7 protein-coding genes are annotated in these 17,684 nt (G+C 76.0%); all 7 read right to left on the bottom strand.

The window, feature by feature from the left end:
- Positions 1-30 precede the first annotated feature (30 nt).
- The 7 genes from QT196_RS34270 to QT196_RS34240 are packed head-to-tail and all read right to left on the bottom strand — an operon-like array spanning position 31 to position 17,553.
- A complete protein-coding gene (locus QT196_RS34270; RefSeq protein ID WP_266732523.1) occupies positions 31-954 on the bottom strand; it encodes a galactokinase in 924 nt (307 codons plus the stop codon).
- Positions 951-2,810 carry a class I SAM-dependent methyltransferase gene (locus tag QT196_RS34265; RefSeq protein ID WP_290356324.1) on the bottom strand — a complete coding sequence of 620 codons (1,860 nt, stop codon included), beginning with the start codon at positions 2,808-2,810 and terminating at the stop codon, positions 951-953. The genes QT196_RS34270 and QT196_RS34265 overlap by 4 nt, the downstream gene beginning before the upstream one ends.
- A gap of 5 nt (positions 2,811-2,815) precedes the next feature.
- Positions 2,816-4,090 (bottom strand): glycosyltransferase, encoded by a 1,275-nt coding sequence (locus tag QT196_RS34260; protein ID WP_290356787.1) that lies wholly within the window; start codon positions 4,088-4,090, stop codon positions 2,816-2,818.
- Between the two features lie 2 nt (positions 4,091-4,092).
- The gene (locus QT196_RS34255) at positions 4,093-4,896 is read right to left on the bottom strand and encodes an alpha/beta fold hydrolase (protein ID WP_168482555.1); all 804 of its coding nucleotides are present in this window, start codon (positions 4,894-4,896) and stop codon (positions 4,093-4,095) included.
- A gap of 7 nt (positions 4,897-4,903) precedes the next feature.
- Positions 4,904-5,221 (bottom strand): acyl carrier protein, encoded by a 318-nt coding sequence (locus QT196_RS34250; protein WP_168482554.1) that lies wholly within the window; start codon positions 5,219-5,221, stop codon positions 4,904-4,906.
- A complete protein-coding gene (locus tag QT196_RS34245) occupies positions 5,211-10,187 on the bottom strand; it encodes a beta-ketoacyl synthase N-terminal-like domain-containing protein (protein WP_356948491.1) in 4,977 nt (1,658 codons plus the stop codon). Before QT196_RS34245 ends, QT196_RS34250 begins: the two co-directional genes overlap by 11 nt.
- Positions 10,180-17,553 carry a type I polyketide synthase gene (locus tag QT196_RS34240; RefSeq protein ID WP_290356323.1) on the bottom strand — a complete coding sequence of 2,458 codons (7,374 nt, stop codon included), beginning with the start codon at positions 17,551-17,553 and terminating at the stop codon, positions 10,180-10,182. Before QT196_RS34240 ends, QT196_RS34245 begins: the two co-directional genes overlap by 8 nt.
- Positions 17,554-17,684 lie beyond the last annotated feature (131 nt).

The following is a 17,684-nucleotide window of genomic DNA, read 5'->3' as shown; positions in this document are numbered from 1 at the left end:
TCCGGGGGGTGAGGGACGGGTGGGGGGTGTTCAGTCCTCGCGCCGGGCCGCGTCCGCGACGGCGATCCGCAGAAAGCGCGGTACGGGCACCTCGCCGCGGCGGCAGGCCTCGGCCACCGCGGCCCGGACCGCCGCACGCCGGTCGGGCGGCATCAGCAGCAGCACGCTGCGGCCCGGCCGCTGTCCGGGCCACGAGGCGGACCAGGCGCCGGCGCGCAGGGCGTCGTGGACCGCGGTGGCGAGCGCGGTGGCGGTGGCCGTGGCGCCGCCGGTGGCACGGCGGGCCGTCACCAGCAGCAGGCTCGGCTGCGGGCCCCCGTCCGGGGCGCGCAGCGGCCGGCAGCTGCCGTCGGGCGCGAGCAGCCGGCCGGGCCGGGCGAAGAACACGGCCCGGCGCAGCGCGTCGTCGCCGGGGACTCCGGCGGCCAGCAGCCGCGCCAGCTGTGCGCGGGCCGGCGGGCAGCCGCCCCGGTCGGCGTGCGCGGAAGCGACCGCCAGCGCGGCCGCGCACTCCAGCGGCTCGGCGCCGGACAGCCCCACGGCGTCCGGCAGGGTGGCGTTCAGGTAGAGGTCGGCGCCGCCCGGGCCGATGCCCGCGGCGGCGAGTGTGCGCAGCGCGGCGTACGGGCGGGCCGCCCAGCCGGGGGCGTGGCCGGCCGGTCCGGTGAGCGGGAGTTCGGCGGTCTCGGCCGGGTGGTGGAGTGAGCCGCAGCGCAGCATGCCGTCGTCGCGCGGGGCGACGGCCGCGGCGACATGCCAGTTGGCCGCCGCGACCCAGCCGGTACGGGGCGCCGTACCGGTGCCGGGCGGCGCGGCGGGCGGGGTGAGCCGGAAGGCGTACGGCGCCCGCCACACCGCTTCGGGCGGGCGGTGGTACTCCGTCGCGAATCCGTGGGCGAGCAGCCGCACCAGGGGGTCAGCGGTCACGCGGCGGGCCAGGTCCACCGTGTTCATCCCAGCTCTTTGCGGGCGAGCAGCCGGTAGGCGTTGCCGCCGTCGGTGGCCCGTGCGACCGCGGTGCGCAGGTTGTCGACTGCGAGGGCGGCGGCATAGCAGGGAACGGCCATGGCCTGTATGGCACTTCGGGCGGCGCGGCGGGCGCGGGTGGGGCGGACGGTGGCCCAGGGGGCGAGCGGGTCGGGGACGACCCCGTTCGCGGCGAGGGCGACGGCGCCGAGGAAGTCGGCGTTGTTCTGGTGGGCGGGGCCGTGCTGCTCGGCGAGGACGGTGAAGCCCCGGGTCTCCAGGGCCTGTTTGAGGTTGCCGGCCGGCATCAGGTGCTGGTGCTGGGGCTGGAACCAGGGCAGCCAGTAGCGGCCGAGCAGCCGGGCGATCCGGGACTCGGGGTCGGGGAGTTCGATCAGCAGATGGCCGCCGGGGGCCAGGACCTTGACGGCCGCGTCGAGTTCGGCGAACGGGTCCCGGGTGTGTTCGAGGTAGTGGTGCATGCTGACGGTGTCGTAGCGGCCGGCGAGCCGGTCGGCGAGCTCGGGGAACTGGCCCTGGTAGCCGGTGTCGATCCAGCCCCGCCGTTCGGCCTCGCGGACCCCTTCGCCCATGTCCAGCCCGTCGAAGCGGGTGTCGGGCCAGACGCCGCGGGCGACATTGCAGAAGTGCCCGCCTGCGGTGCCGACGTCGAGCCAGGCCGTGGGGGTGGTGAAGGGCCGGAGCAGCTCGGCGCGGTCGCGGTAGGTGGCGGTCATCCGGCCGAGGACCAGGGAGGCGCCCTCGCCGCCGAGCCCTTCGTAGAAGTCGCGGTAGTAGAAGTCGAGTCCGTCCGGGGTGAGCCGGGGGTTCTGGAAGACATGGCCGCAGTGGCGGCACTCCTCCAGGGTGAAGCGGCCGGGCTTGCCCTGGAGCAGATCGGGCATCCGGACCCGTACGACGGGGTCGGGAGCCGAGCACCAGGGGCAGTCGGTGCGGCGCGGTTCGAAGAACCGGTCAATGCCGGCGGCGAGCTCGGCGGTGTACGCGGCGTGGCGCGCCGGGGCGGCGGACCGGGGCTGCTCGGCGGGCGGGGTGGCCAGGGTGCGCAGCGCGGCGGACAGGGAGCGCAGCGGACGGGACGCGGTGGCGCGGGCCAGGCCGGCCGGGCGCAGGCCGCGGGCCGGGCTCAGCACGGCGGCGGGCTGAAGCCAGTACAGGGCGGCCGCCGCCGCGCCCCAACGCGGCTCCGAGAGCGCACACTTGACCAGCAGCGCCAGACCTGCCAGCTGGGCGGCGGACAGCAGGCCCGGCGGCAGGCCCCGGGCGCGCAGCTCCTCGGCGCGCCGGGCCGGGTCGGGGTGCGGCGACCGCAGGCCGGGGGCGATGGCCCAGCCGGTGGCGTCCGGGGCGTACTCCTTGAGGGTGCGCAGGAGGCGGATCAGGCCGGCCACCGACTGCGGCGGCGGCTCGGTGTCGAGCCCGGCCCGTTGGTGGAGGTCGTCGGCCACCAGCAGGGCGTGGCCCGCGCCGTGGCCCGGCGCGCACCGGTCCGTGCGGTGGGCGGCCGGGTCGAGCAGCCGGAGCAGACCGAGGACGCTCTCGGCGTCGAGGTGGGCCGGGATCAGGTCCACGACGCGCAGCCCTTCGCGGGTGGCGTGCGCGACCGCGGCGCGCAGGGTCGCCTCGTCGGCCACGACACCGGGCGCGGTGATCAGCTGCCAGCCGGTCAGCGGGGGCCGCGCGGTGTCGTGCGGTCCGGCGGGATCGAGCACGGGCAGCGCGGCGAGCCTGCGGCGGGCGCGTACGGTACCCGCCCCCAGGGCCGTCACGGCGACGGCCGCCGCCCATCGCGTGCGGTGTCCCGAACGGTGCGCTCGCGTCATGTGGCTCACGGTCCCTTCTCGTTGTCGGTCGGGGCGGTGCCGGGTGCGGCCGGGCCGGGGCGCGGTCCGGGCCGCAGTTTCTCCAGGCGGTCGGCCGCGGTGGCGGCGCCGCCCGCCGCGGCGAAGGACGCCTGGACACGGCGGGCCGCACGGCGGTGTGCCGGGTCGTCCAGTACGGCGGACAGGGCCTGGTGCAGCTCGTCCGCCCGCGCGCGGCCGAAGCGCACCCGCACCCCCGCCCCGGCCTCGGCCACCTGGCGGGCGACGATCGGCTGGTCGTCGCGTACGGGTGCCACCACCAGCGGCAGCCCGTACGCGAGCGCCTCGCACACGGTGTTGTGGCCGCCGTGGCACAGCACCGCGTCGAGGTGCGGCAGCAGCTGGAGCTGGGGGACGTACTCCTGGTGCAGCATGTGCGGCGGAATGTCGCCGGCGAGGTCGGCCGGGGCGGCCAGGATCAGCTGGGCCCGGTCCGCGAGGGCGTCCGCGGCGCGCAGCACCGCGGGGTAGAAGCGGGCGCCCGCCGCGCGGTTGAGGGTGCCCAGCGAGACGAGTACCCGGGCGCGGCCGGGGTCGAGCCGGCGCCACGGGAAGTCGCCACCGGCCGGGCGGGCGCCGAAGGCCGGGCCGACGAACGCGTGATGCGGCGGGTATCGCCCGGCGACGCCGCCGGGTCCGCCGTTCAAGGTGTGCGCCGCGGACCGCTCCGGGCCGTCGTCACCGATGAGTGCGGGGGTGGAGAAGACCAGGACGAGGTGCGGGGAGAAGCGCGGGTCCCAGCCGCCGGGGGCGCCGCACTCGGCGAGCAGTGCCGCGATGCGCTGGCTCACCCACTCCCCCACCTTCGGGAAGTCGTCGAACGGCCGGACGATCTCGGCCGAGGTGGTCGCCGAGGTCGCCCAGGGCAGGCCGTGCCGACGGGCCACCACGGGCCCGGCGAGAGCCTGTTGGTCGGTCACCAGGACGTCGGGCCGGAAGGCTTCGACGGCGGCGTGCACACCGGGCAGCATCGCGCGGGCGAGCGGGATGAGGGCCTCCGCCCAGAGGAAGCGCAGGGCGGCGATGCCCCGCAGATCGCGCCATCGCGCACCGCCCAGCTCCTGACCGCCGGCCGCGTCCCGGTCCCCCGCCGGGTACAGCATGGAGCCCGTGGGGAGCAGCGGGGTCAGGGCCGCGGCCGGGCCGGTCCAGGCGACCTGGTGGCCTCGGGCGGTGAGTTCGGCGGCGACGGCGACGGTGGGGTTGACATGCCCGGCCAGCGGCGGGACGACGAACAGCACTCTCATCGGGCCACCGCCCCGGCCGGTGCGCCGAGGCGGCCCAGCAGCGCGTCGCACAGCCCCTCGGTGGCCTCGTTGAGTACGGTGTGCCCCACCCCGGGCAGCACACAGAGTTCGCAGTCCGGCGCGCTCAGCGCCAACTCCCGTGCGCCAGGCAAGAGTTCGGAATGCTGCCCATAGACGGCGAGGACCGGGCACCGCAGCCGGGCGAAGTCGCGGGAGGTGAAGGGCGCATCGGCCGCGATGTCCTCGATGACGGTGGTGTGGTTGAGCAGCGCGTCGGCGGCGGCGGTCAGCCGGGCCTCCTTGCGCCGCCCAAGGGCGGCCAACTGCCCTGCCAGGGCCCGGTGTTCAAGTCCGAGGGCCGCGACGGAGAGGGTGTCGGTCATGTCCTCGATCCAGTCCCCGGTCAGATGGGCGTCGATCAGGACGACGGAGGCGACGAGATCGGGCCGGACGAGGGCGGTGTGCAGCGCCAGCGCGCCGCCGTAGCTGTTGCCGACGAGATGGACCGGGCTGCGGTCGAGGCCCAGGGAGCCGAGCAGGGCGATGAGATCGGCCACCGAGGTGGCCCGGTCGTAGCCGGTGGGCGGGCGGTCACTGCGGCCGTGCCCCCGCTGGTCGTACAGGAGCACGTCGTGTCCGGCGCGGGAAACGGGGCCCGCGAGAGTGCAGTAAAAGCTCGACAGGTTGTCCATCACCAGCCCGTGGAGAAAGACGACGGTGGGGCCGCCGGGCCGGGGGCCGCCGTGGCCCGGCAGCCGCTGGGTGTGCAGGCGCAGCCCGCCCGCGGGTGTGAGGGCCATGGCGCGGTCAGCTCGCGCAGGCCTGGTCGGCGACGGTGACCCGGTCGATATGGGCGGCGAGTTCACCGACCGTCATGGCCAGGATCTGGTCGATGTCCTTCTCCGCGAGCAGTCCGAGGAAGTCCACCGAGGGGCCGTAGCGCTGCTGCAGCAGTTCGGCCAGCGCGACGAACTCGATGCTCTCCAGGGCCAGATCGTCATTGAAGGTGGTGGCGCAGGTGATCTCACCCACGACGAGGAGTTCGTCGCCGACGACGCTCACCAGCATGTCGGTGATCTCGGCCAGGATCGTCCGGGTGCGCTCGGGGAGCGGGTCAGCTGCCATGGGTGGCCTCCGTGGGAGTGAGGGTGTCGGTGCCCGTACGGTCCTCGGGCCGCGGCCCGGTCCAGGCGACGACATGGCGCCCGGACAGGTCGTCGACGGAGTCGAGGTGGACGAGGTGGGGCCGGCCGTCCGGGGAGACCACCCGGACCGCGCCGCCCGGTGCGGGCGTCACGACCCACTCCAGCGGACGGCGGCCCGGGCCGTTGCCGGCTGCCTTCGCGGCGGCCTGCTTGGCGCACCACAGTGCGGTGAGCCAGTAGGCGCGGCCGGTGTGCCCGGGCGCATGTCGTGCGTGGAGGTCGTCCGCCAGGCGGCGTTCGGCCGGCGAGAGGGCGATCCGTTCGAGGGCCTGCGGGTCGTCGGTGACCCGCTCGATATCGATCCCGACCGGGCCCGCCCGGTGGGCGAGGGCGACGGCGAGCCGGTCCTTGTGGGCGAGCGTGAGATGGAGGCCGTGGGCGAGCGGCCCCTCGGCGCGGGGGCGGCCGTGCCCGTCGCTCCCGATCTGGATCTCGGCCGGGAAGACCGGCCCGGCTCCCGACTCCCACAGCAGTTCCCGCACCGCGTCCTTGGCCGCGATCCGGCCCAGCAGCCAGGGCGCGCGGGCGCGGGGCGCGCACCCGTCGTAGCGGGCCCGCTCGGCCGCGCCCAGATAGCGGCGCATGACCAGCTCCTGCGACGCCGGGTCCGACCAGCGCCGCCGGGCCAGACACCAGCCACCCGGCCGGGGTTCCCCGATACCGCACACCTCCGGAGTGAACTTCATCGGCCACACCCGCTCATCGGCACCGAAGCGTCTATACGTCCAGCCCTCCAGCCGCGCCCACACCCGGCCGTCGGCACCGCACAGCTCCACCTCGCCGCGCACCGAACCGGCCCTGACCTCGCAGATCCGGGCGGTGGCCGCCAGCAGCGCGCCCGCACGGGGCGGCGGACCGAAGAGCCGTACGCGGTCCAGCGACGCGGGAAAGACCAGCCGGTCACCGTTCAGCTTCAACTGCATCCAGTGGCCGAGGAGCTGCCCCGCGGCATCCAGCAGGGCACCCGGCGCGGGCAGGGCACGCAGCGTGCCGCGGATACCGTCGGCGGCGAGCGTGCGGACCTCATGGACCCCGGCGAACGCGGGCCCGTGAAACATCCACCGGTCCCGGTAGAGCGCCTCCGCACTCACCGGCGCCGGGTGCCCCGCCGCCAGGCCCGCGGGGTCGGGGGGCGGCGGAGCCGGGTACCGCGCCCCCAGGTGGACGGTGACGGCGGCGTAGTCCCCCAGACTCACCCGCACCCGGCCATCCCCGTCGGAGGTGGCGCTGACGGCCAGGTCCACGGGCGGCGCAACAGCCAGCCAGCGCAGGGCCCGTACGGCGGAGTAGCCGGTGACGAGCCCGCCGGGGCACACCTCCCGGGCCGCCTCGGCAGCAAGCTCCAGCAGCGTGGTCATGGGAACAACGGGGAAGCGGTCAGCGGGCTCGGGCCAGCCGTCGGGCTGGAGGTAGACGCAGTGGTCGCGGACGTAGGGGAGGGTTTTCAGGGAGAGGTGGCGGAGGGATTGGCGGGGGGTGGGGGGTGTTGTGGCTGTTGGGGGTGGTGTTGGGGGTGGGGTGATGTGGGTGGCGGGAGCGGCGGCGCTGGGGACGGCAGCGAGGGTGCGGGGTGCGGAGACCTCGCGGGGTGTGGGAGGGGCGGTACTGCGGGCGTCTGCGGCGGCGAGCGCGGTGGCGACGGTGCGGGTGGCGGCCCGGGTTTCGGCGAGGATCGTGTCGAGGGCCTGCTGGACGGGCTCCACAACGGACGGCCGGGGGTAGGGCAGCGCTCCCCCGCCCCCTCCCCCTCCTCCCCCTTCGGGGGAGGGGGCGGGGGTGGGGGTGGGGGGTGGGGGTGGATCGGCAGGCGCGAAAAACGGCACACCGGGCGTCCCCCCACCGAGGCGGACCAGCGGCGAGTCGAGGTCGAGCCGGAGCGTCGCACCGGCTCCCTCCGGGACCGCGACGCGACCCGGCGCACGGTCCACAGCGATGCCCTTGGCCCGGGCCACCGTGCGGCCCGTAGCGCGATCCGGGGTCCGGTCCGGAGCCCGGTCCGCAGCACCGGCCGTCACCACGTCCGAGCCGCGCGGTGGGACCGTCAGCCGGTCCCACCGTGGTTTCAGTCCCTCGGTCCACAACGCTGCTGCCAGTCTGCGGAGTTGGGCGGGGCCGTCGCGGCGGGGGTCGGCTGCCGTGACGGCGAGATGGTCCTGGCCGTGGAGGGTGTCGGAGACGAAGCCGGTGAGGCTGCCGGCGCCTACCTGGACGAAGGCGCGGACGCCCGTCTCGTAGAGCCGTCTGGTCAGCTCCTGGAAACGGACCGGTTCCAGGAGGTGCCGCAGTACGAGCCGGCGGATCGCGGAGGGGCCGTCCGGGAAGGGGGCGGCGGCGGTCGCCGACCATACGGGGAGCCGGTGGTCCCGTAGCGGCAGGGCGTCGAAGGCGGTGCCGGTCTGATGGAGGTAGGGCGCCCACATCGGGGTGTGGAAACCGGAGCGGAAGGGCATCTCCTGGGCCCGTACGCCCTGGCCGGCGAGTCTGCGTACGGCCTCGGCCAGTGGCTCCGGCGCTCCGCAGATCACCGACTGGTGCGGGCAGTTGTCATGGCTGACCGCGATCCCTTCCAGGCCCGCGAGCGCGGCGGCCGCCTGCGGGGCGCCGCAGCCCAGGGCCGCGTAGACCAGGTCGGGTACGGCGAGCGAGCCGGGCCGCAGTGAGTCGAGGAAGGCGTCCACGGCCTGGGGCGGATACATGCCGCCGACCACCATGGCGGTCCATTCGCCGAGGCTGTGACCGGTCAACAGGTCGGGGGCGAGGCCCAGTTCGTCCAGGGCGCGGGCGAGCAGGCGGCCGACGGCGAGGGTGTCCACGGCGCGTTCGACCAGACCGGTGCCGCCGGAGACCACGGGCCGGGGCAGGGCCAGCAGGTCGGCGGTGTCGTCCACACGGGGCGGCGGCTCCGCCTCCAGCCCCGGGAAGAGGAAGGCCAGCCGCGCCCCCTCCTGCCGGGCGCACGGGCCGAAGAACGGGGTCGGCGTGAACCACACCTCGCCCCGGCCCCGCCAGGGCAGGCCACGGGCGAGGATCTTGGCGGCGAGGGCGCGGCGCTGCGGGGTGGGGTCGAGGAGGGCGAGCCGACAGGGGCCGTCGTCGTACCCGGGGGCGTCGAGCTCCGGCGGGGCACCGCCGCCTGCCTCCATGTCCCGTAAGGCGTCGGCCAGTTGGGCGGGCGTGTCCGCGGCGAGCAGGACGGCGCGCTCCGGCTCGGCCGCGCGGAGCCTGGCCGACCGGGGGGCCGCCTGCTGTGCCGCCCCCTCGGCCGCGCGGAGCCGGGCCGCCTGCTGGACCATCTGCGGGGCCGTCCCCTCGGCCGCCCCCTCGCCCGTGCGGAGCTGCGCCGACCGCAGCGCAGTCCGCTGCACCGTCCGCTCGGCCGTCCGCAGCGGGGGCGGCCGGTGCGGGGGCGGCGCTGCCGGGGTCCGTCGGCCCGGCGCCTCCTCCAGGACGGCGTGGGCGTTGATGCCGCCGAAGCCGAAGGCGTTGACGCCCGCGCGCAGCGGTGTCCGTCCGGCGTCCCAGGGCTCGGCCTCGGTGACCGGACGCATCCGGGTCCGTGCCAGGCCCTCGTGCGGCTCGTCCAGATGCAGAGTCGGCGGCAGCGTGCGGTGGTGGATGGCGAGTGCCGCCTTGATCAGTCCGGCGATCCCGGCGGCCTGCATGGTGTGGCCGAGCATCGACTTCACCGAGCCCAGGCCGACCGGCGGAATACCGGCGCCGGGCGGGCCGAACACCCGTGCCAGGGTGTCGAGTTCGACACCGTCGCCGACCGGGGTCCCGGTGCCGTGGGCCTCCAGCAGGCCGAGCGCGGCGGGGTCTGCGGGGTCCAGCCCGGCACCGGACCAGGCCTGTTCCAGCGCACTGATCTGGCCTTCCGGCCGCGGGCTCATCAGACCGGCGGCGCGGCCGTCCCCGGCCACTCCCGTCCCGCGGATGACGGCGTACACCCGGTCGCCGTCGCGCTCGGCGTCGGCCAGGCGTTTGAGGAGGACGACACCGGTGCCCTCGGACAGCAGGGTGCCGTCGGCCCGGCGGTCGAAGGGGCGGATGTGCTGGGTGGGGCTGAGCGCCCGCAGTTGGGTGAAGACGCTCCAGAGCGTGGCGATATGGCAGTGGTGCACGGCTCCGGCGACCATGAGGTCGCAGCGGCCGGCGGCCAGCAGGTCGGCGGCCTGTGCCACGGCCAGCAGGGAGGAGGCGCAGGCCGCGTCGAGGGTGTAGGCGGGGCCGCGGAAGTCCAGCCGGTTGGCGGTGCGGGCGGCGGTGAAGCTGGGGACCAGGCCGATGGAGGCCTCGGGCTGTTCGGGGCCGAGGCTCGCCTGGAAGGCCTCCCGTACGGCGGCGATTCTCGACTCGCCTAATTCCGGGGCGAGTTCGCGCAGGGTGACGGCGAGCTGATGGGCCGTACGGACCCGCTGGTCGAGCCGGGCGGTGGCGACGCCCATGAAACCGCCGCGGCCGAGGATGACACCGATACGGGAGCGGTCGGCGGGCAGCCGCTCTTCACCGCCCGCGTCGGCGATGGCGTCGGTGATGGTGCGCAGGGCGAGCAGTTGATCGGGTTCGGCGCCCCGGACGGCGGCGGGCATGATGCCGAAGCGGGTGGGGTCGAAGGCGGCCGGTTCGGTCAGGAAGCCGCCCCGGCGGCAGTAGAAGCGGTCGCTGCGGGCGGGACCCTGGGCAGCGTGCGGGTCGTAGTAGATCTCCGGGTCCCAGCGGCCGGGTGGCACGTCGGTGATGCAGTCCGTACCGGCCACCAGATTGCGCCAGTACGCGGCGAGATCCCCGGCGCCGGGGAACAGCGCCCCCATGCCGACGATCGCGGCGTCCGTGGGCCGGGGGCCGGTCTGCCGGGGAGCGGTCTGCCGGGCGGGTCTCTCATTCATCGCCCGCCCCCTCCCCGTCGGCCTCCGCCGCCAGCACGACCTGGGCCGCCGTACCGTGGGCCAGTTCGTCCAGGAGGGCGGCGGCCGCGGCATCGGGGTCCAGGAGCGGGATGCCCCGGCGGGCGTAGGTGCGCGCCAGTTCGGGGGTGACCATGCCGCCGCCCTCGGCCGCCCACGGGCCCCAGTCGACAGCCAGGACGCGCCGGGACGTGCGCGCCGACCAGGCCGTGGCCAGGGTGTCCAGGGCGTCGTTGGCGGCGGCGTAGTCGGCCTGGCCTCGGTTGCCGAAGACCCCGGAGACGCTGCCGAAGAGGACAAGGAATCCGGTGTCGTCATCGGCGGCGGACAGCAGATGGCGGGCACCGTCGACCTTGGTGGCGAAGACCCGGGCGAACGAGGCCGGGTCCTTGTCGCGCAGCAGCTTGTCCGCGAGGGTACCGGCGCCGTGCACGATCCCGTCGAGGCGGCCGTGCCGGGCCCGGATGTCCCGCACCACGGCGTGTACGGCGGCCTCGTCGGTGACATCGGCCGCGTGGTAGCGCACCGAGGCGGCGAACGGGGCCAGGACGGCGAGGGTGGCGGCGATCTCGCGGCGGGCCAGGACCGCACCGGCGGCCGCCTCGATCTCGGCGGGCCGGCGCAGCCCTTGGGCGAGCAGCGCGGCGCGCAGCGCGATGCGGTCATGGGCGTCGGCGAGGGCCGGGTCGTCTGGGGTCTCCATCAGGGGCGTCCGGCCGAGGAGTTCGATATGGCACCCGTGCGCGCGGGCCAGGGCGCGGGCCGTACGGGCGGTGATACCGCGTGCCCCGCCGGTCAGCAGCACCACGGAACCGGCGTCGAGCGACGGCCTGCCGAGATCGGTCCGGTCGTCCGGCAGGGGTACGGGGACGGTGCTCAGGGTGGTGCGGGTGCCGTTGGTGCGGCCGACGACGACCGGTTCGCCGGGGGCGCAGAGTTCGGCCAGGAGGTGGGCGGCGATGCGTTCGGGGCGGTCCTTGGGGTTGAGGTCCACGGCGCGGATCAGGACGTCGGGGTATTCGAGGGCGGCCGTACGGGCGAAGCCGCGCAGTCCGGCACCGGGCAGTGGGTCGGGAGCGTCCGCGGTGGCGTCCTGGCCGAAGGTGCCACCGGCCGCGGTGGCCAGCAGCAGACGGCGGACCCCGCCGGTCAGGGCGGCGCGCCATGCCTCGAACTGTCCCGGCAGTACGGCACCGCGCCCCGCCCGCAGGGCGCTGAGGTCCACCACGCCGCCGGTCCCGTCGGCGGCGCACCGGACCAACCGCTCGGCGGGGACGGTGCGGACCCGTGCGCAATGGCTCTCCAGCAGGGCGGTGAGAGCCAGCGCCACACCCTGGCCGTCCTCCACCACGACGAAGTCACTGCCCGCCACCACCTCGGCGGGCGGCCGGGCCGCGGGCGGACCGAGCGGGGTTACCCGGACCAGGGAGCGGGTGGGACGCAGCGGCACCGGGCCGCGGTCGGATTCCTCCTCCGGGGCGAGCGGGTCGCGGGTCGCGGGGGCAGGAGTGGGTATTGCGGGCGGCACCGGTGCGGCCGGAGCGACCGTGGCGGCCGATGGGGCCGGTGGGGCCGGAGCGACCGGCGCAGGCGCGGATTCGGCGGGCGTTGGTGGGGGCTCCGGGCGGGCGGCGGAGATCCAGTCGACGATGCCGCTGATGGTCTTGACCCGGGCGAGCTGTTCCACGGCCGACTCCATGGCCCCGTCCGGATCCTGCGGCAGTCCGATCCGGTCGGCCAGCGCGCCGACGATCTCCACGCGCTTGATGGAGTCCACCGAAAGGTCCGCCTCCAGGTCGAGCCCGGCGTCGAGCATCTCGTGGGGGTATCCGGTCCGCTGGTGGATGATCTCCCTTACGGCTTCCAGGAGTTCGGCGGGACTCAGGGGACGCGGGCCGGTGGCGGGCGGCGGCGTGACAGTGGCGTCGGCAGGGACAGCGGCCACGGTTCCGTCCCCGACCGCAGCCGCTTCGTCATACGGCGGTACGGCCCACTCCTGGACCGAAGCGCCTTCGGCCACCTGGACGGACGGTGCGGCCGTTTCCCCCAAGTACCGCAACACCACATCCCGTTGGGACGCCACCAACTCCCGTGTGGTGCGCAGATACTCCAGCACGACATCGTGCCGGGCGGCACCACCGGGAGCCGCGCCACCGGGAACCGCGCCACCGGGAACCGCGCCACCGGGAACCGCGCCACCGCGAGCCGCGACACCGCCAGGAGCCACGCGGCCCCCGTCGAGCGCCGCACGCTCCCCGCCCTCCCTCCGCACCACGTCCTCCCCGCTCCCCCGGCTGTCCACCCGCCGGGCCGGGCGCAGTCCGCCGGGCAGGCAGGCGCCGTCGGCGGTGCGCACCGTGTGGCCGTTCACCAGCCACCCCGGGCGGCGCGGCGGCGCCTCGGGCAGTGGTTGCGCACGGCCGCGGAACAACGCCTCCGGGTCGACCGGGACCCCGGCCGCGGCCAGCCGGGCCAGGACGTGCGGCAGCCGGGCCAGTCCGGACTCACCCGGTACGTCCAACGCCAGCGAGGTGTGCGGACGTTCGCCGAGGATCTGCCCGACGAGACCGGTGAGCACCCGGCCGGGTCCGGCTTCCACGAAGGTGCGGACCCCGGCGGCGTACATGTCCTCGATCTGGTCCACGAAGCGCACCGGCGCGGCGACCTGGTCCGCCAGGGTGTCCCGCACCGCGGACGCCTCGCGGGCGTAGGGGCGCGCGGTGGCGCCGGACCAGACCGGGAGGGCGGGCGCGGTCACCTCGGTCGCGGCCAGTTCCGCGGCGAGTGTGTCGCGGGCGGCGGCGAGTTGCGGGCTGTGGAACGCACAGGCGACCGGCAGGCGGCGGGCCTCGGCGCCGGCCGTGCGCAGCGCCGCCACGGCCGCTTCCACGGCGTCCGTGGGGCCGGAAATCACGCTCTGTTCGGGTGCGTTGTGATTGGCAACGACGACACCGGTGTCACGGGTCAGCTCCCGTACCCGGTCGGGCGCGGCCACGACGGCGGCCATCGCGCCGGGGTCGTCGCCGGCGGCCGAGAGGATCGCCTCGCCGCGTCGCGCACTGAGCCGGAGCAGCGCTTCGGTGTCGTAGGCGCCCGCCGCCCACAGGGCGGTCAGCTCGCCGTACGAGTGCCCCGCCGTGCAGTCGGGGCGTACTCCGAGGGTGGTGAGCAGCCGGTGTGCGGCGGCGGAGGCGAGGCCGAGCGCCGGCTGGGCGACCCGGGTGTCGGTGAGGGCGGCCTGCTGGGCGGCCCGGTGTTCGGGGGTGAAGGCGGCGGGCGGGAACATGGCCGCGACGCAGTCCGGATCGGCGTCGTCCAGGAGGCCGCGCAGCGCCGGGAAGGCGAGGAACAACTCACCGAGCATGCCGGTGCGCTGGCTGCCCTGGCCGGGGAAGAGGAAGGCGAGCCGGCCGGGGTCGGCGTCGTGGGTGCGCGGGTACACGCCGTCGGCGGCGGTGAGCTGGCGGGCGGGGACCAGCTTGGCGGCGAGATCGTCGAGATCCTCGGCGACCACGCAGATCTGGACCGGCCCGTCCGCCGCCGCGGCCTCGGCGGCCAGGTCGCGCAGCGGCCACGGGCGTCCGGCCTGGTCGTTCTCCGCCAGCCGGGCGGTGAGACGGTCCATGGCGCGTACGGCGGCGGACCGGTCGGCGCCGCGGAAGCAGAAGAGTTCGGCGGGCCAGTCCGTGAGGGCGTGGGCGGGTTCGGGGGCGCCGTCGTAACCGGCGAGCACGGCGTGGTAGTTGGTGCCGCCGAAGCCGAAGGCGCTCACTCCCGCGATACGGCGTGCCACGGGGACCGGCCAGGGCCGGGCGTGGCCGGTGTCGAAGCGGAACGGGCCGGTGTCCGCCTCGGCCGGCCGGGTCAGATGCAGGGTCGGCGGCCGCACTCCCGCGTGCACGGCACGGGCGGCCTTGATCAGTCCGGCCAGGCCGGCGGCGCATTTGGTGTGCCCGATCTGCGATTTGACCGAGCCGAGCGTACAGCTGCCCGGGTCCGCGCCCGCGGCCTCGAACAGCTCGGTGAGGACGGCGAGTTCGGTGGTGTCGCCGACGACGGTTCCGGTGCCGTGGGCTTCGAGGAGGCCGACCTGGGCGGGGCTGATCCCGGCGCGGTGGTAGGCGCGTTCCAGGGCCCGCCGCTGGCCCTCGGGCCGTGGTGCGGTCAGCCCCAGGGACCTCCCGTCGCTGGAGGTACCGACCGCCTTGACGACGGCGTAGATCCGGTCGCCGTCCCGTTCGGCGTCCGCGAGGCGTTTGAGGACCAGACAGCCGACGCCCTCGCCGAGCGCGATCCCGTCGGCCGCCGCGTCGAACGGGCGGCAGCGGCCGGTGGGGGACAGCGCCTGCACGGAGGCGAACATCAGGTAGTCGTTGATGCCGTTGTGCACATCGGCGCCGCCGCACAGCGCCATATCGGCGTCGTGGTCGCGCAGTTGGCGGCAGGCCAGGTCGAGTGCGGCGAGCGAGGAGGCGCAGGCGGCGTCCACGGTGCAGTTGGCGCCGCCCAGGTCGAGGCGGCTCGCGATGCGTCCGGCGATGACATTGGCGAGCACGCCGGGGAAGGAGTCCTCGGTCAGCCGGGGCAGTTCGGCGTCGAGGGCGGGCGGCAGGTCGCCGAGGTAGGCCGGGTGCAGGGCGCGCAGCCCGTAGGCACCGGCCAGTTCGGTGCCCGCCTCGGCGCCGAACACGACGCTGGTACGGGCGCGGTCGAAGTCGCGGCCGGCGTATCCGGCGTCCGCGAGGGCTTTGGCGGCGGCGTCGAGGGCGAGCAGCTGCACCGGTTCGATGCCGGTGAGGGAGGCCGGGGGGATGCCGTGGGCGAGGGCGTCGAAGGGGAGCGCGGGCAGGAAGCCGCCCCAGCGCGACGGGGTGCGCTCGCCCGCGCGCGCGGGGTCCGGGTCGTGGTAGGTGGCGGCGTCCCAGCGGTCGGCGGGCACCTCGGTGACGGAGTCGACGCCGGTGACGACATTGGACCAGTAGCGGGCCGCGTCGGGAGCGCCGGGATAGCAGCAGGCCATGCCGACGATGGCGATGTCCAGTGGCGCCGTGTCCCGGTCCGGCTGCGCGGCCGGGGACCGGAACTCCGCTGCCCGCAGGTCGAGTCGGGCGGTAGCTCCGTCGGTCACGGCCGTGTGCAGCGCGGCGACGGTGGTGGTGGCGTGGCGGGCGGTGGCGGCCTGGCCCAGCATGTACAGGCCCTCCCGGCGCTGGTCGCGCTCCCCCACGGGCGCGGGCGGCCCGCCATCTGTGTGCCGCAGGCCCTTGCTCGCGATCCGCAGCCGTCCGAGGTTGCGCCGCTCCAGCTCCTCCCAGCGGTCCCGGGGGTCGGTGCCGTGGGCGGCCAGGCGCCGGTCGGCCGCGGCGAAGTCCTCGGTGTAGGCGGTGTCGGCGCAGCGCGTGGCATGGCCCGGGGCGGTCCGCAGCAGTACGGTCCGGTCGCAGGCCAGGGCGGTGTCCTGGAAGCCGGGGAGCACGGCGCCGGTGGCGACGGCCTCCTCCGTGAAGAGGTAGGCGGTGCCCATCAGGACGCCGATACGGGCGCCGAGTTCGGCGAGCGGCGCGGCGGCGGCCGCGGCCATGGCGGCCGAACGGGCGTCGTGGATACCGCCCGCGAAAAGTACGTCCAGCTCCTCGGCCGTCCCGCCGTGTGTACGGGCATGCACGGTCAGCCGCTCGATCTGCTCCTCCCACAGCGGGAAGCTGGCCCGGGGGCCGATGTGGCCCCCGCACTCCTGCCCTTCGAAGACGAACCGCCGGGCGCCTTCGGAGAGGTAGCGCTCCAGCAGGCCGGGCGCCGGGACATGGAGATAGGTCCGGGTCCCGGCGGCTTCGAGGGGCGCGGCCTGGGCAGGCCGGCCGCCGGCGATCAGGGCGTACTCGGGGGCGAACTCGGCCACCGCGGCGAGCTGTTCCCGGCGGAGTTCGGGCGGGGCGAAGCCGAGCAGGCCGACGCCCCAGGGCCGTTCGCCCAGCCGCTCGGCGGTCTCGGCCAGCAGTCGGCGTACCTGTGCGCCGTCCATGACGGCGAGCGCGAGAAAGGGCAGCCCGCCGTCGGCGGCCACGGCCGCGGCGAACGCGGCCTCGTCGCTGACCCGGGTCATCGGCCCCTGGGCCACCGGGAGATGGCGGGCGCCGGGGCGGGCAGCGAGCGGGCGGAGGCGCGCCGCGGCGTCGAGATGGCCGGTGAGGGCGGCCCGTACGGCCTGCACGATGCCGCCGGTGGTGCGGTGGCGCGCGGCGAGCCGGGCGGCGAACGCACCGTCCTGGCCGATGGGGAGCAGCTGGGTCCGCAGATCCCGGGCGCCTAGTCGGGCGGCGATCCGGACGGGGTCGGGGCCAGGGTCGTGGCCGGTGGTCCCGTGCTCCGCTCCCCCGTCCTGCGCTTCCCCGTCCTGCGCTTCCCCGTCCTGCGCTTCCCCGTCCTGCGCTCCCCCGTCCTGCGCTTCCCCGGCTTCGTCGCCGGCCGCGGGCGGGCGGAGGTCCGGGCGGGTGAGGACCCGGTGGCCCGCGACGAGGGTGGTCTCGCTGCCGTCCATGGCGCGGATCGCGGCGGCGACCGCCCGGGGCAGCCGCTCCTCGCCCTCGGTGGTGAGCGCGAGCTGGGAGTCGAGCAGCACTCCGGCCGCCCCGCCGGCCACGGCAGCGGCGGCGGTGTGCGGGCCGATGCCCCCGGCGGCGAGGACGGGCACGGTCACGGACGGGTCGGCCAGCAGGCGCTGGAGCAGAACACAGGTGGTGAGTTCACCCACCCGGCCGCCCGACTCATGGCCACGGGCGACGAGCGCGGTGACCCCGGCGGCACACGCCGCGGCGGCCTCCTCGGGGCTGGTGACCTCGGCCCAGACCCGGCGCCGCCCGCCGTCGGCCCAGTCCGCCGGCCGCCCGGTCGCGGTGCCGACAGCGAGCGGCACGGGGGCTGCGCACGCCCGCACGTCGGCGAGCAGCACGGTGTCGACCTCGTCGGGCAGCTCGGCGGGCGCCAGCGGACACCCCACCGGTATCCGCACACCGTACGAAACCCCTTCGAGCCGGGCCAGCGCCTCACGTGCCGCTCCGGCATCCCGGCCGAGATCCAGCAGGCCGAGGGCGCCCGCGCGGGCCGCCGCCAGAACGATCCGCTCGCCCGGTTCTTCGAAGGGCGAGAGCGCGACGACACGATCGCGGCCGGTGAACTCCGGGCAGGCGGGCGCGCCACGTACAGGGGCAGAGCGCGCGGGCCCGGGGGCCGGTCCGGAAGCAGCGGACCCGGGGCGCGAAGGACCGCTGTGGCGCGGACCGTCGGGCACGGAGCCGGGGCCGGTGGACCGGGAGAGGGGGGTGCCGGGGAACGGGGGCCGGGGAACCACGGGCGCTCCTTCTGCCGGGGGGGGGCGAACACGCTGACCACTGCCACCTGCGGTAACCAGCGGTAGCCCGCTGATGCCGCGTTGCATCGTGCGGCCACCCCCGTGCACTGTCAACGCACGTGCAACAGGCG

The organism is Streptomyces sp. P9-2B-2 (assembly GCF_030406865.1).
GTDB classification, from domain to species: domain Bacteria; phylum Actinomycetota; class Actinomycetes; order Streptomycetales; family Streptomycetaceae; genus Streptomyces; species Streptomyces platensis.
This window is presented reverse-complemented; position numbering and strand designations above follow the sequence as displayed.

Bases quoted from the DNA above. Each gene is read 5' to 3' on its own strand.
- QT196_RS34270 (WP_266732523.1), bottom strand. From the start codon at position 954: ATGAACACGGTGGACCTGGCCCGCCGCGTGACCGCTGACCCCCTGGTG.
- QT196_RS34265 (WP_290356324.1), bottom strand. From the start codon at position 2,810: ATGACGCGAGCGCACCGTTCGGGACACCGCACGCGATGGGCGGCGGCC.
- QT196_RS34255 (WP_168482555.1), bottom strand. From the start codon at position 4,896: ATGGCCCTCACACCCGCGGGCGGGCTGCGCCTGCACACCCAGCGGCTG.
- QT196_RS34250 (WP_168482554.1), bottom strand. From the start codon at position 5,221: ATGGCAGCTGACCCGCTCCCCGAGCGCACCCGGACGATCCTGGCCGAG.
- QT196_RS34245 (WP_356948491.1), bottom strand. From the start codon at position 10,187: ATGAATGAGAGACCCGCCCGGCAGACCGCTCCCCGGCAGACCGGCCCC.